The 13,715-nt window shown below is 57.9% G+C and carries 14 protein-coding genes; 5 read left to right on the forward strand and 9 right to left on the reverse strand.

Features of this window, described 5'->3' with window-relative positions:
• Positions 1–15: 15 nt before the first annotated feature.
• Complete coding sequence (locus tag CMQ96_RS00695) at positions 16–696, reverse strand: gamma-glutamylcyclotransferase (protein WP_004121796.1); 681 nt, start codon at positions 694–696, stop codon at positions 16–18.
• Between the two features lie 150 nt (positions 697–846).
• The gene (gene chaB / locus CMQ96_RS00700) at positions 847–1,077 is read right to left on the reverse strand and encodes a putative cation transport regulator ChaB (protein ID WP_004133373.1); all 231 of its coding nucleotides are present in this window, start codon (positions 1,075–1,077) and stop codon (positions 847–849) included.
• 265 nt (positions 1,078–1,342) lie between these two features.
• Between chaB and chaA the strand changes: the two genes are divergently transcribed.
• Positions 1,343–2,443, forward strand: coding sequence for a sodium-potassium/proton antiporter ChaA (chaA, locus tag CMQ96_RS00705; protein WP_024357863.1), 1,101 nt, complete (start codon positions 1,343–1,345; stop codon positions 2,441–2,443).
• A gap of 89 nt (positions 2,444–2,532) precedes the next feature.
• Here chaA and kdsA read toward each other — a convergent pair whose 3' ends face one another.
• The 6 genes from kdsA to hemA are packed head-to-tail and all read right to left on the reverse strand — an operon-like array spanning position 2,533 to position 7,853.
• On the reverse strand, positions 2,533–3,387 hold the full coding sequence (kdsA, locus tag CMQ96_RS00710) for a 3-deoxy-8-phosphooctulonate synthase (protein WP_004851877.1): 855 nt from the start codon (positions 3,385–3,387) through the stop codon (positions 2,533–2,535).
• Positions 3,388–3,426: 39 nt separating this feature from the next.
• Positions 3,427–4,239, reverse strand: a complete 813-nt coding sequence (sirB1, locus tag CMQ96_RS00715; RefSeq protein WP_024357862.1) for an invasion regulator SirB1 — start codon at positions 4,237–4,239, stop codon at positions 3,427–3,429.
• 3 nt (positions 4,240–4,242) lie between these two features.
• Entirely contained in the window at positions 4,243–4,635 is a 393-nt protein-coding gene (gene sirB2, locus CMQ96_RS00720; protein ID WP_004133364.1) for an invasion regulator SirB2, read from the reverse strand.
• The gene (gene prmC, locus CMQ96_RS00725) at positions 4,632–5,471 is read right to left on the reverse strand and encodes a peptide chain release factor N(5)-glutamine methyltransferase (protein ID WP_098065668.1); all 840 of its coding nucleotides are present in this window, start codon (positions 5,469–5,471) and stop codon (positions 4,632–4,634) included. The genes sirB2 and prmC overlap by 4 nt, the downstream gene beginning before the upstream one ends.
• Positions 5,471–6,553 carry a peptide chain release factor 1 gene (gene prfA, locus CMQ96_RS00730; protein WP_004133359.1) on the reverse strand — a complete coding sequence of 361 codons (1,083 nt, stop codon included), beginning with the start codon at positions 6,551–6,553 and terminating at the stop codon, positions 5,471–5,473. The genes prmC and prfA overlap by 1 nt, the downstream gene beginning before the upstream one ends.
• Positions 6,554–6,596: 43 nt before the next feature.
• On the reverse strand, positions 6,597–7,853 hold the full coding sequence (gene hemA, locus CMQ96_RS00735; RefSeq protein ID WP_004121817.1) for a glutamyl-tRNA reductase: 1,257 nt from the start codon (positions 7,851–7,853) through the stop codon (positions 6,597–6,599).
• Positions 7,854–8,126: 273 nt separating this feature from the next.
• On the opposite strand from hemA, the gene lolB reads away from it, so the two are divergent.
• The 4 genes from lolB (at position 8,127) to dauA (ending at position 12,646) form a co-directional block, all read left to right on the forward strand.
• Positions 8,127–8,738 (forward strand): lipoprotein insertase outer membrane protein LolB, encoded by a 612-nt coding sequence (lolB, locus tag CMQ96_RS00740; RefSeq protein ID WP_004133358.1) that lies wholly within the window; start codon positions 8,127–8,129, stop codon positions 8,736–8,738.
• Entirely contained in the window at positions 8,738–9,586 is an 849-nt protein-coding gene (gene ispE / locus CMQ96_RS00745) for a 4-(cytidine 5'-diphospho)-2-C-methyl-D-erythritol kinase (protein ID WP_176518972.1), read from the forward strand. Before lolB ends, ispE begins: the two co-directional genes overlap by 1 nt.
• Before the next feature lie 182 nt (positions 9,587–9,768).
• Positions 9,769–10,716: a ribose-phosphate diphosphokinase gene (gene prs, locus CMQ96_RS00755; RefSeq protein WP_004103157.1), complete on the forward strand. Its 948-nt coding sequence runs from the start codon at positions 9,769–9,771 to the stop codon at positions 10,714–10,716.
• A 250-nt stretch (positions 10,717–10,966) separates the two neighbouring features.
• The gene (gene dauA, locus CMQ96_RS00760; RefSeq protein ID WP_029669642.1) at positions 10,967–12,646 is read left to right on the forward strand and encodes a C4-dicarboxylic acid transporter DauA; all 1,680 of its coding nucleotides are present in this window, start codon (positions 10,967–10,969) and stop codon (positions 12,644–12,646) included.
• Here the strand turns inward: dauA and CMQ96_RS00765 are convergent, their stop codons facing one another.
• On the reverse strand, positions 12,647–13,693 hold the full coding sequence (locus CMQ96_RS00765; protein WP_098065672.1) for a MerR family transcriptional regulator: 1,047 nt from the start codon (positions 13,691–13,693) through the stop codon (positions 12,647–12,649). It abuts the gene before it with no gap.
• Positions 13,694–13,715 lie beyond the last annotated feature (22 nt).

The raw sequence follows: 13,715 nt of genomic DNA on the forward strand, positions 1-13,715 counted from the left end.
CCGGGCGATGTACTCTTAAGCCAGCCCGGGCTGGCTACTTTCCCCCAGCAGATGACGCACCTTGCCGACTAAATCGTCGAGGCAGGCATCGTGCATACCGAGCTTCCGCAGCTCCTGATCGAGCGAGAACAGATACTGAGCGTTGGTGCCAAGCGGCCCGCTGGCGCGCGCTATCAGCGGCGCAATGACCTGCGCGCTGGTGTCCGCCTCGAACAGCGGATGACGCGGGTCCATAATAAAAACTAATGCGTTGACGGTGCGGCCATCGTCCAGATCCAGCTTGCACCAGGTCGGCAGGTAGCAGCCGGTGATCATCTCCCGCTTCCACAGCAGGGTCAGCTCTTCTTCCAGGGTTTCATCAGGCAGACGATAGGCGACGCCGGTGGTACGCCCGCCCTCTTTTAACGCCAGCATACGGCCAGGCTGAGTTGCGCTACCTCGCCCGGCGGTGAGCCGCAGGCAAAACGCGCGGTGCCAGCCCGGTAGGGTACCGGTACAGGATTCACGATACTCCAGCGCCGGGTTCCACATCAGCGAACCGTAGCCAAAGATCCACACCGAGCCATCGTCCGGACGACAGGCCAGGGTCGCCGCTAAAGAGGCTGCCCGCTGCTCTGCCGACCAAAGAAGCGATTCCTCAATAGCGCCAAACGCTGTTTTACAATCCGCATTCAGTAAGAAATCACGCGTTAACACTTTCTACTACCTCCGCCACTGCCCGCTTCCCGGCGATGATCTGGTGCCATCCGTGAAGTATTGCCGAATTATTATCCAGCTTTATTTGACAATAAGCAATGAACGAGCCGCGGGCAAGGGCTCAGGCAGCACATGTCGTAGCAAAAGCGATTACTTCTTCTTATGCCACTTATCATCATCGCCTTTTTGGTACTCATTTTTCACCGCCGCCCAGGCGACTTTGTGCGCGGTCTCTTCACGGCTGGCGTCGTCGCGTCGGTCTTCTTTATGCTTATACTGTTCCCAGGCGCTATTAAAGGCTTCTTTGTAAATCTCCTGAGCATGCGCGGGCAGAACGTGCTGAACGCTGTCGGGCAATTCACTTTTGTTGCTATAGGGCATGGCAACCTCCGGTTTAAGGGTGAATAGTGAGTCTGGTAGAGGATCAACCGGCTGGCAAGGCGAGAGATAAATGAGAAAGATGTTTTAGTAATTATCTGAATAATAAATACAAAAAAATAGTAACCGCAGTTTATGGCAATCTACCACTTTTACAGAGTCAGAGTGGTAAATTTAAGTAAAAAAACAAAATAGTCCCCGCAATGTCTGTTATTTTATTAACTTACAATATCTATAATTATAACACCTGCATACCTGGAGATAATTCATGACCGATGCACATGAGGCGGTGAAGACCCGCCACAAGGAGACCTCCCTCGCCTTTCCGGTTCTGGCGCTGGCGGTGCTGTTTTTCTGGGGAAGCAGCCAGTCACTGCCAGTGGTCGTTGCCATTAATATCCTGGCGCTGGTCGGGATTCTGAGCAGCGCGTTCAGCGTTGTTCGCCACGCCGACGTTCTGGCGCACCGCCTTGGCGAACCCTATGGTTCATTAATTTTAAGCCTTTCAGTGGTTATTCTCGAAGTCAGCCTGATTTCCGCATTAATGGCCACCGGCGATGCCGCGCCGACCCTAATGCGCGATACGCTTTATTCAATCATCATGATTGTCACCGGCGGGCTGGTGGGTTTTTCTTTACTGCTGGGCGGGCGCAAATTCGCCACCCAGTATATGAATCTGTTCGGCCTTAAACAGTACCTGATCGCCCTTTTTCCGCTGGCGATTATCGTCCTGGTCTTCCCGATGGCGCTGCCCGGGGCTAACTTCACCACCGGCCAGGCGCTGCTGGTTGCGCTGATTTCCGCCGCCATGTACGGCGTATTCCTGCTGATTCAAACGAAAACGCACCAGAGCCTGTTTGTTTACGAGCATGAAGATGATGGCGACGACGATGACCCGCACCACGGCAAACCGTCGGCGCATAGCAGCAAGTGGCACACCGCCTGGCTGCTGGTACACCTGGTTGCGGTGATCGCCGTAACCAAAATGAACGCCAATCCGCTTGAGACGTTGCTGACCAGCATGAACGCCCCCGTGGCCTTTACCGGCTTCCTGGTCGCGCTGCTGATCCTCTCTCCGGAAGGCCTTGGCGCGCTGAAAGCGGTGCTGAACAATCAGGTCCAGCGGGCGATGAACCTGTTCTTCGGCTCCGTGCTGGCCACCATTTCTCTGACGGTGCCGGTGGTAACGCTTATCGCCTTCCTCACCGGTAACGAACTACGCTTTGGCCTTGGGGCACCGGAAATGGTGGTGATGGTTGCCTCCCTGCTGCTGTGCCAGATTTCGTTCTCTACCGGACGCACCAACGTGCTGAACGGCGCGGCGCACCTGGCGCTGTTCGCCGCCTACCTGATGACCATTTTTGCCTGAGCCTCCCCCGGCGGCCTCTACCTCTGCCGGGGAGATAAAAAAAGCCTGCCGGTTTTGCAACGGGCAGGCTTTTGTCATTTCAGGCGCGATTACTTGCTGGTATCCAGCTCATCGAAGCCTTTAACCAGATCGTCGATGGCTTTCATCTGCTTGAGGAACGGCTCCAGTTTATCCAGCGGCAGCGCGGATGGACCGTCGCATTTCGCATGTTCCGGATCCGGGTGCGCTTCAATAAACAGGCCCGCGATGCCTACCGCCATCCCGGCGCGCGCCAGTTCGGCAACCTGCGCGCGGCGTCCGCCGGACGCGGCGCCAAACGGGTCGCGGCACTGCAGAGCGTGGGTAACGTCGAAGATAACCGGTGAGTTATTGGAGGCTTTTTTCATCACCCCGAAGCCCAGCATGTCGACCACCAGGTTGTCGTAGCCGAAGTTCGCGCCGCGATCGCAAAGAATGACTTTGTCATTGCCGCCTTCGATGAACTTATCGACGATATTGCCCATCTGGCCCGGGCTCACAAACTGCGGTTTTTTCACGTTGATCACCGCGCCGGTTTTCGCCATCGCTTCAACCAGGTCGGTCTGGCGGGCGAGGAACGCTGGCAGTTGAATAACGTCAACCACATCAGCCACCGGCTGAGCCTGGCTGGCTTCGTGAACGTCGGTGATGATTTTCACGCCGAACGTCTGCTTCAGCTCCTGGAAAATCTTCATCCCTTCTTCCAGCCCCGGCCCGCGATAGGAGTGGATGGAAGAACGGTTAGCTTTATCAAAAGAGGCTTTAAACACATAAGGAATGCCCAGCTTCTGCGTGACGGTCACGTAGTGTTCGCAGATACGCATCGCCAGATCGCGGGATTCCAGCACGTTCATGCCACCAAACAGCACGAATGGCAGGTCGTTTGCTACGTTGATATCACCAATGCTAACCACTTTTTGTTTCATAAGTTCGCCTTATCAGGGTGTAACCGGAATGGTTTCAGACTAATGCAATGTAATTTGTTTATGCGAAATGGTGTTGATCTGCGCGCGGATCATCTCGCTAATGGGATCCTCCGGGCACTGTTCAACGAAGTAACTGAGGTCCTGCAGCGCCACGTGATCGCAATCGAGCTGGGCGTATATCAGCCCGCGATCGCGAATTTCGTACGGATCTTCCGGGTTGAACTGCAGCAGCGCCTCGCTGGTGCGTAACGCCAGCTCCATCTGCCGCTCTTCCATCAGCGCCGATTTGAGCGTGTCGAGCAGCTTGCGGATCACTTCCGCGTTATCGGCTTCGTCGAGATCTTCGTTAAACAGCTCAGCGACCGGGCTAATATTGCCCTTCAGCCACACTTCCAGCGTATGCTCGTTCAGCGTTTCGCCGTTAAACGGATTAATGAGCCACATCTCTTCGCTCTCTTGCGGATCGGCGCGCAGCAGCATCTGGGTCGGGAAAATAACCGGTACCACCGGCAGCGCCAGACGCTGTGCGATCCACAGCAGGATTGCGCCTAACGACACCGCGCTGCCCTGGCGGTTGTTGAGAACCTTATCAAGCCAGAGCACATCGGACAGACGGTAAACGCCGCGCGAATCGCTGAAGCCCCAGTCGTGATAGAACAGCTCCAGCAGACGCTCTATCTGGCGCTCCTGGTCCCAGGAAGAGGCAATCTCCTCCTGCGCCAGGGCCAGCAGCCGCTCCAGCTCATCCTGCACATAGTGCGTCGGAAAATCGTCGCGGATTAATTCAGAAATGAGGACCATGCCGTCACATAACGGCGCTTTATTAAATTCGAAATCAGCTAACGACCTCATGCCTTACCCCAATAACGGTATTCTTGTGATGGCGAGTTGAATAATGATAAACAACACCACCAGGGCCAGCAGAAAGGCGACAAACCGGCTCTGCTGACTGCGCGAGCGACGACGGCCCAGCGCGATAAATCCCAATGCGATATAAATGATAACGCCAAACAGCTTCTCAGTCAGCCATGTACCCTCTTCGGTAAACGGCAGATAGTGCGTTATTGCCATTAATCCAGCGCCGCTGAGAAACAGCAGCGTATCGCTACAGTGCGGCGCAATGCGGACCCAGCGCTGGTCGAGCAGGCGGTTCCCGCTCCAGCGCCACCAGTAGCGCAGCACGAACAGGCTGACCGAGACCACCACGCAGGCGATATGCAAATACAGTACCGCGTTAAACAGATTCATACCTCTCCCTGATAATGCCCGAGCGTCAGGCGCTCGTTGTCTCCATAATCGCGGCAGGTGGCAATATTGCCATAACCCGCCTCGCGAAAGAGTTCCCGCACCGCCTGGCCCTGCGTCCAGCCGTGTTCCAGCAACATCACGCCGCCGGCAGCCAGATAGCGGCGGCCTTCGCGGATGATATGCGCCAGATCGGCCAGACCGCCATCGGCGGCGACCAGCGCCGTTTTCGGCTCAAAGCGGACATCGCCCTGCGCCAGATGCGGGTCGGTTTCGTCGATATAGGGCGGATTGCTGACGATGATGTCGAACTGCTGTCCGGCGAGCGCGCTAAACCAGTCGCTTTGCAGTACGCTGACGTTAGGGATCGCGAGATGCTCAACGTTACGCGCGGCCAGCGCGACCGCATCGGGCATCACATCGACGGCGGTGACGCGGCAGTCCAGGCGTTCGCTGGCCAGCGCCAGGGCGATCGCGCCGGTGCCGGTGCCGAGATCGAGAATGCGACACGGCTCATCGGATAAGCACGCCAGCGCCTGTTCAACCAGGCACTCGGTATCCGGACGCGGGATCAGCGTCGCGGGAGAGACGAACAGCGGCAGCGACCAGAATTCGCGCTGGCCCACCAGGTGAGCCACCGGTTCGCCCCGGGCGCGACGGCTCAGCAGCGTTTCCAGCTCGGCGGCCTGCGCCGCGGTCAGCGCCGTTTCGCCAAAGGCGAGGATATAGGTCCGCGCCCTGCCGGTCACGTGGCCCAGCAGGATTTCGGCATCCCGGCGCGGGCTTTCACTTTGGCTCAGGCGGGCGATGGCCTGGGTCAGCCACTGCTGAAAAGTCATCATTCCTGCTCGGAAAGGGCGGCCAGCTGATCGGCCTGATATTCCTGAACGATCGGCTCAATCAGCATATCCAGTTTGCCTTCCATCGCTTCGTCCAGACGATAAAGCGTCAGGTTGATGCGATGATCGGTCACGCGGCCCTGCGGATAGTTATAGGTGCGGTTGCGATCGCTGCGATCGCCGCTACCCAGCAGATTACGACGCTCGGAGGCTTCCGCCTGCTGGCGCCGGGACACTTCCGCGGCGCGGATGCGCGCGCCAAGCACCGACAACGCTTTCGCTTTGTTTTTGTGCTGGGAGCGTTCGTCCTGACACTCGACGACGATACCGGTCGGCAAGTGGGTAATACGGATCGCCGAATCGGTGGTGTTGACGTGCTGACCGCCCGCACCGGAGGAGCGGAAGGTATCGATGCGCAGATCGCTCGGACTGATATCCGGCATTTCTGCTTCCGGCAGCTCCGGCATCACCGCCACGGTGCAGGCGGAGGTATGGATACGCCCCTGGGATTCGGTGGCCGGTACGCGCTGCACGCGATGGCCGCCGGATTCGAACTTCAGTCGCCCATAGACGCCGTCGCCGCTGATTTTGGCGATCACTTCTTTAAAGCCGCCGTGTTCGCCTTCGTTGGCGCTCATGATTTCCACGCGCCAGCGGCGTGATTCCGCGTAACGGCTGTACATACGGAACAGATCGCCCGCGAACAGCGCCGCTTCATCGCCGCCGGTGCCGGCGCGAACTTCAACAAACGCGTTACGCTCGTCGTCCGGGTCTTTGGGCAACAGCAGAACCTGCAGCTGCTGCTCCATCTGTTCGCCCTTCTCTTTCGCTTCGCGCAGCTCTTCCTGCGCCATTTCGCGCATTTCCGGGTCATCGAGCATCATCTGCGCGGCTTCGATATCATCCTGCAGCTGGCGCCAGTCGGTGTAGCAGCGGGCGACGTCGCTCAGCTGCGCGTATTCGCGGGATAACGCGCGAAACTTATCCTGATCGGCGATGGTCGCGGCATCGCCGAGTAGCGCCTGAACTTCCTCATGGCGTTCGTAAAGGGCTTCCAGTTTGGCAACAATAGAAGGCTTCATAGGCGTGAATTCACCCTGTCCTAAAAAAAGAGAGAAAGGTGCGCTATTCCAGCCCGAGGCTGTTGCGCAGAATATGCAGGCGTTCATCATCCCCGTCACGGGCGGCCTGCTGAAGAGATTTGGTTGGCGAGTGGATCAGGCGGTTAGTCAGCTTGCGTGCCAGATCCTGCATGATTTCCTGCGCATCGCCGCCCTGATTGAGCGCCGCCAGCGCTTTAGCCGTCAGCTCCTCGCGGACCTGATCGGCCTGGGAGCGATATTCGCGGATAGTCTCGCTGGCGCTCTGGGCGCGCAGCCAGGCCATAAATTCGCTGGCTTCCTGCTCAACAATGGTTTCCGCCTGCACCGCCGCGGCTTTACGCTGCGCCAGGTTGTGCTGAATGATGTTTTGCAGATCGTCCACGCTGTAGAGATAGGCGTTCGCCAGTTTGCCAACCTCCGGTTCGACATCGCGCGGAACGGCGATATCGACCAGCAGCATCGGCTGGTTGCGGCGCGCCTTCAGCGCGCGCTCCACCATCCCTTTACCAATAATCGGCAGCGGGCTGGCGGTAGAACTAATAATGATATCCGCTTCTTTAAGCCGCTCATCGATGTCGCTCAGGGCGATCACCTCCGCGCCGACTTCATCGGCCAACGCCTGAGCGCGCTCGCGGGTGCGATTGGCAATCACCATTTTGCGCACCTTATGCTCGCGCAGATGGCGGGCCACCAGCTCAATGGTTTCACCGGCGCCGACCAGCAGCACGGTAACGCTGGAGAGCGATTCAAAGATTTGTCGCGCCAGAGTACAGGCGGCAAACGCCACGGAGACCGCGCTGGCGCCGATATCGGTTTCGGTACGCACGCGTTTGGCCACCGAGAACGACTTCTGGAACATGCGCTCCAGCTCGCTGACGTTCAGATGTCCGCGACTGGAATCAGCAAAGGCTTTTTTCACCTGCCCGAGGATCTGCGGCTCGCCCAGCACCAGCGAATCAAGACCGCTGGCGACGCGCATCAGATGGCTGACCGCATCGTTGTCCTGATGCCAGTAGAGGCTTTTGCGCAGGTCGTCTTCATTTAAGCCGTGGTAATCGCACAGCCAGCGGATAAGAACTTCCTGAAGGTTATCCTGCTCTTCGACGCTGAGGTAGAGTTCCGTGCGGTTACAGGTCGACAGCACCACCCCGCCCTGCACCATTGGCTGGGCCAGCAAGCTCTCCAGCGCCTGGTCGAGCGTATCCGGCGAAAACGTTACGCGTTCTCGCAGCGCTACAGGAGCTGTTTTGTGGTTAATGCCAAGAGCTAAAAGCGTCATTGTGAGGGAGTAGTACCAGCGTTGCTAAGGTTAGTCTGCAGGCATCATACAGGATGCGCGTAATCAATAAAAGAGAGGCTCCCCTTTTGGAGTAATAGCTAATCTGTAATAGCCATTAACGGTAATTTTTTGATTTCAGACAACTTGAACGTAGACGCTACCGCCCGGCAACGCTAGCATTAATGGTTATTATTGTAACCCGCTACACAAATCGGCCAGCTGTTACTCTCATTTGCCGCATTTCACTGTAGACATCAAGGATTTGTCATCATTATGAATCGACTGTTCCGCCTGTTGCCGCTGGCAAGCCTCGTTCTGACCGCCTGTGCGATTAATGCTCCGAAAGGGCCGGGTAAAAGCCCGGATTCACCGCAGTGGCGTCAGCACCAGCAAGATGTCCGCAATCTTAATCAGTTCCAGACGCGCGGCGCTTTCGCTTATCTCTCGGATGAGCAAAAGGTGTATGCCCGCTTCTTCTGGCAGCAAACCGGCCAGGACCGCTATCGCCTGCTGCTGACTAACCCGCTCGGCAGCACCGAGCTGTCGTTAACCGCCCAGCCGGGCAACGTGCAGCTGATTGACAATAAAGGACAGACCTACACGGCGACCGATGCCGAAGAGATGATTGGCCGTCTGACCGGTATGCCGATTCCGCTCAATAGCCTGCGCCAGTGGATTATTGGCCTGCCTGGCGACGCCACCGACTACTCGCTTGATGACCAGTACCGCCTGCGCGAACTGAACTACACGCAAAACGGCAAGACCTGGCACGTCACCTGGGGCGGCTACACCTCCGACACCAAACCGTCGCTGCCGGCCAATATGGAGCTTAACGACGGCAGCCAGCGCATCAAGCTGAAAATGGATAACTGGATTGTGAAATGATGACCCGCTGGCCCTCTCCCGCAAAGCTGAACCTGTTTTTGTACATTACCGGGCGGCGCGCCGACGGTTACCACACGCTGCAAACGCTGTTTCAGTTTCTGGATTATGGCGACACGCTGACGATTGAGCCGCGCGACGACGGCCAGCTGCGTCTGCTGACGCCGGTTGACGGCGTGCCGGATGAAGAGAACCTGATCATCCGCGCGGCCAGGCTATTAATGCAGGCCGCAGCGCAGGCCGGGACGCTTCCTGCGGGCAGCGGCGCCGATATCAGCATCGACAAGGTGCTGCCGATGGGCGGCGGCCTCGGCGGCGGCTCGTCCAACGCCGCGACCGTTCTGGTGGCGCTGAACCATTTATGGGGCTGTAATCTCTCGGAAGATGAGCTGGCGGCTTTGGGTCTGCAGCTGGGCGCCGACGTGCCGGTGTTCGTTCGCGGCCATGCGGCCTTTGCCGAAGGCATCGGGGAAATTCTGACCCCGGTCGAACCGGAGGAAAAATGGTATCTGGTGGCGCATCCGGGGGTCAGCATTCCAACGCCGATCATTTTTCGCGATCCGCAACTGCCGCGCGATACCCCGGCCAGGTCAATTAATACGTTATTAAAATGTAAATTCGGCAATGATTGCGAGGTTATCGCAAGAAAACGTTTTCGTGAGGTTGATGCGGCGCTTTCCTGGCTGTTAGAATATGCGCCGTCGCGCCTGACTGGCACCGGTGCATGTGTATTTGCTGAATTTGACACTGAATCCGCCGCTCGTCAGGTGCTTGAAAAAGCCCCGGCATGGCTGCATGGCTTCGTGGCGCGAGGTGTTAACATCTCTCCGCTCAAGCAGGCGCTGCGCTAAGTTCTGCTAAATTATAGCAAATTTGGCGAAAACGTCGGGGAAACTGAGTTACGGTGACAACGTCACCCTGTTCCAGACGTTGCATCGGGCTCTTTAATACACCGCCTGGATGAAATCGTGCCCACCCGCACAGTTTTTGGCCCATTTCATCCACCACTGGACGCATGCCTGAGGTTCTTCTCGTGCCTGATATGAAGCTTTTTGCTGGTAACGCCACCCCGGAACTAGCACAACGTATTGCCAACCGCCTGTACACTTCTCTTGGCGACGCCGCCGTAGGTCGTTTTAGCGACGGTGAAGTCAGCGTACAAATCAATGAAAACGTACGCGGTGGTGATATTTTCATCATCCAGTCCACTTGTGCTCCCACCAACGACAACCTGATGGAACTGGTTGTTATGGTTGATGCTCTGCGTCGTGCTTCGGCAGGTCGTATCACCGCTGTTATCCCTTACTTCGGTTATGCTCGCCAGGACCGTCGTGTTCGTTCTGCTCGTGTGCCTATCACCGCGAAAGTGGTTGCTGACTTCCTGTCCAGCGTCGGCGTCGACCGCGTTCTGACCGTTGACCTGCACGCAGAACAAATTCAGGGCTTCTTTGACGTTCCGGTTGATAACGTATTCGGCAGCCCGATCCTGCTGGAAGACATGCTGCAGCTGAACCTGGACAACCCTATCGTGGTTTCTCCGGACATCGGCGGCGTGGTTCGCGCTCGCGCTATCGCCAAGCTGCTGAACGATACCGATATGGCTATCATCGACAAACGCCGTCCGCGCGCTAACGTTTCCCAGGTGATGCACATCATCGGCGACGTCGCCGGCCGCGACTGCGTGATGGTTGACGATATGATCGATACCGGCGGCACCCTGTGTAAAGCGGCTGAAGCGCTGAAAGAGCGCGGCGCTAAACGCGTCTTCGCTTACGCAACGCACCCGATCTTCTCCGGCAATGCTATCCAGAACATCAAAAACTCAGTGATTGACGAATTCGTCGTCTGCGATACCATTCCGCTGACGCCGGAAATCAAAGCGCTGGAAAAAGTCCGTACCCTGACGCTGTCTGGTATGCTGGCCGAAGCGATTCGTCGTATCAGCAACGAAGAATCTATCTCTGCTATGTTCGAACATTAATCGAGCCCGGCACAAAAACCCGCTGCGGCGGGTTTTTTTGTCTCTGAACCTTTTATTCTTCCACAAAATCATTCGGCATGCGTCAAGGCGGCAAGTGAATGAATCTCCGGCAGCGTACAGGCAGTACGGAATCGGGGTAAATGAACGCAGCCAACACAGAGGCATCCCGAAGGATGACGTGGAAATGACCGATGCCTCCTTCACCTGCCATTTAGTTGACAGATGATGCGCTCATGGATGAAACATTATTGTGAACAGATTATTTTCCTCACATGTGATGCCTTTCCGCGCCCTCATCGACGCTTGTTGGAAAGAAAAATATACCGCTTCGCGGTTTACTCGTGATGTGATTGCCGGGATTACCGTCGGGATTATCGCTATCCCGCTGGCGATGGCGCTGGCTATTGGCAGCGGGGTGGCGCCGCAGTACGGTCTCTATACCTCCGCGGTGGCGGGGATCGTCATTGCGTTAACCGGCGGCTCGCGCTTTAGCGTTTCCGGGCCTACCGCCGCTTTCGTGGTGATCCTCTACCCGGTCTCGCAGCAGTTCGGGCTTGCCGGACTGCTGGTCGCAACCTTGATGTCGGGGATCTTCCTGATTCTTTTCGGCCTGGCGCGCTTTGGCCGCCTGATTGAGTATATTCCGCTATCGGTCACCCTCGGCTTCACCTCCGGGATCGGTATCACCATCGGTACCATGCAAATTAAAGATTTTCTCGGTCTGCAGATGGCGCACGTGCCTGAACATTATCTGCAGAAAGTCGGCGCGCTGGCGATGGCGCTGCCGACCATTAATCCCGGCGATGCCGCCATCGGCGTTGTCACGCTGGGCACGCTGATTATCTGGCCGCGTCTGGGGATTCGTCTGCCGGGCCACCTGCCGGCCCTGCTGGCGGGCTGCGCGGTGATGGGCGTGGTCAATCTGCTTGGCGGGCACGTTGCCACCATTGGCTCTCAGTTCCACTATATTCTCGCCGACGGCAGCCAAGGCAACGGTATTCCGCAGCTGCTGCCGCAGCTGGTGCTGCCGTGGGATATGCCGGGTTCAGACTTCACCCTCAGCTGGTCCTCGCTGCAGGCGCTGCTGCCGGCGGCGTTTTCCATGGCCATGCTCGGGGCGATTGAGTCCCTGCTGTGCGCCGTGGTGCTGGACGGCATGACCGGCACCAAACACAAGGCCAACAGCGAGTTGATTGGCCAGGGGCTCGGCAATATTGTGGCGCCGTTCTTCGGCGGCATTACCGCCACCGCCGCCATCGCCCGCTCGGCGGCCAACGTCCGCGCCGGGGCGACCTCGCCGGTTTCCGCCGTGATCCACGCGCTGCTGGTGATCATGGCGCTGCTGGTGCTTGCCCCTCTGCTCTCCTGGTTGCCGCTTTCCGCCATGGCGGCGCTGCTGCTGATGGTGGCATGGAATATGAGCGAAGCGCACAAGGTCGTTAACCTGCTGCGCTATGCGCCAAAAGACGACATTATCGTTATGCTGATGTGCATGTCGCTGACCGTACTGTTTGATATGGTCATCGCGATTAGCGTCGGCATCGTGCTGGCCTCCCTGTTGTTTATGCGCCGGATCGCGCGGATGACCCGCCTGGCGCCGGTCAACGTTGAGGTTCCGGATGATGTGCTGGTGCTGCGCGTCATAGGTCCGCTGTTTTTCGCCGCCGCGGAAGGATTATTTACCGATCTGGAAACGCGGGTCGCAGGCAAGCGTATCGTGGTGCTGAAATGGGATGCGGTGCCGGTGCTGGACGCCGGCGGACTGGATGCCTTCCAGCGTTTCGTGAAGAAGCTGCCGGAAGGCTGTGAGCTGCGCGTGTCGAACCTGGAATTTCAGCCGCTGCGCACCCTGGCGCGGGCAGGCGTTAAACCGATTCCGGGCCGCCTGAGCTTCTACCCGGACCGCAACGCCGCGCTGGCGGATATTTAATTACCCGGCGGCAGGCCCTGACGCCTGCCGCATCATCACGCCAATCGCCTGTTGAAGCCAGCCAAGCACCTCCGCCGTCATCCAGGTTCCCTTCATCAAATGCGGCTCCCGCGCCATGGCATAACGAAACTTCTGCTGCGTGTGGGGATCCGTTCCCGCATAAGACTGGAACAGCGCCAGCCAGCGCTGCGCCAGCTGCTGCCCCTCCGCCGATGCCGGGTCCCGCTTTTCACAACAGGCCCGATGCAGGTCGGCCACCAGCGCCGGCCACTCCATCAGGCGATCGAAATAGTGCTGCCGCGTAAACGCCAGCTCTTCGGCATTCAGATAGCGCGCCCAGATGGCCAGCTTGCTTTCCGCAAAGGCGCGGGTAATAAAATCAATCGTCTCCGGGGTCACCCCGGTTTGCTCGCGCATCTGCGGCTCGGCGGCGTGCATGTCATTCAGCCGGGTCAGAAACTCAGGCCTTCCGGCGGTATCCTGCTCCAGCTGCTCCATCCAGCGGGTTGCCAGCGCCATTGACTGCGGCGCGTCTGCCGGACAGCATTGGCGCATGAGTTGCTGCGCTTCGCTAACCAGCTCCAGCCAGATCTGATTGCGCTGCTCATCCTGCTCCGCGAACGGCAGCACCTGTAACTCCTGTTGACTAAACCAGCGATCGTACATTTTCATTAACTCCAGCGTTTGTAGCCAGGACTCCAGGTCGGGTTCGCCTCCGCTGTCCAGCTCTTCGCGCAGCAGCGCCAGGCGCTGGCGCAGCGCTGAGAGGGTTTGTAGCTGCCGGTCGAGGGTGGTTATCTGCTTAACCAGCAGATCGGACAGCGAGAAAGTGTCCCGCACGAGATAGTCCTTGATAGTGGCGAGTTCCAGCCCGGCCTGCGCCAGCGCTTTGATCATATGCAGCCGCTTAACGGCCGCCAGATTATATAACCGGTAACCCGCCGCGCTTCTGGCCGAAGGCGTTAGCAATCCCGTTTGTTCATAGTGATGTAGCGTACGGACGGTTATTCCAGCGCGTTTCGCCAGTTCTCCCACCTGAATTAACATGATTGCTCCTTTCATCGGCCAG

The organism is Klebsiella sp. MBT K-1, assembly GCF_002556465.1.
GTDB lineage: Bacteria > Pseudomonadota > Gammaproteobacteria > Enterobacterales > Enterobacteriaceae > Klebsiella > Klebsiella grimontii.

What these genes read in the sequence shown, in the direction of transcription:
- prfA (WP_004133359.1), bottom strand. Translation starts at nt 6,553, where the DNA reads ATGAAGCCTTCTATTGTTGCCAAACTGGAAGCCCTTTACGAACGCCAT.
- chaB (WP_004133373.1), bottom strand. Translation starts at nt 1,077, where the DNA reads ATGCCCTATAGCAACAAAAGTGAATTGCCCGACAGCGTTCAGCACGTT.
- sirB1 (WP_024357862.1), bottom strand. Translation starts at nt 4,239, where the DNA reads ATGAGGTCGTTAGCTGATTTCGAATTTAATAAAGCGCCGTTATGTGAC.
- prmC (WP_098065668.1), bottom strand. Translation starts at nt 5,471, where the DNA reads ATGACTTTTCAGCAGTGGCTGACCCAGGCCATCGCCCGCCTGAGCCAA.
- CMQ96_RS00765 (WP_098065672.1), bottom strand. Translation starts at nt 13,693, where the DNA reads ATGTTAATTCAGGTGGGAGAACTGGCGAAACGCGCTGGAATAACCGTC.
- chaA (WP_024357863.1), top strand. Translation starts at nt 1,343, where the DNA reads ATGACCGATGCACATGAGGCGGTGAAGACCCGCCACAAGGAGACCTCC.
- lolB (WP_004133358.1), top strand. Translation starts at nt 8,127, where the DNA reads ATGAATCGACTGTTCCGCCTGTTGCCGCTGGCAAGCCTCGTTCTGACC.
- kdsA (WP_004851877.1), bottom strand. Translation starts at nt 3,387, where the DNA reads ATGAAACAAAAAGTGGTTAGCATTGGTGATATCAACGTAGCAAACGAC.
- hemA (WP_004121817.1), bottom strand. Translation starts at nt 7,853, where the DNA reads ATGACGCTTTTAGCTCTTGGCATTAACCACAAAACAGCTCCTGTAGCG.
- ispE (WP_176518972.1), top strand. Translation starts at nt 8,738, where the DNA reads ATGACCCGCTGGCCCTCTCCCGCAAAGCTGAACCTGTTTTTGTACATT.
- sirB2 (WP_004133364.1), bottom strand. Translation starts at nt 4,635, where the DNA reads ATGAATCTGTTTAACGCGGTACTGTATTTGCATATCGCCTGCGTGGTG.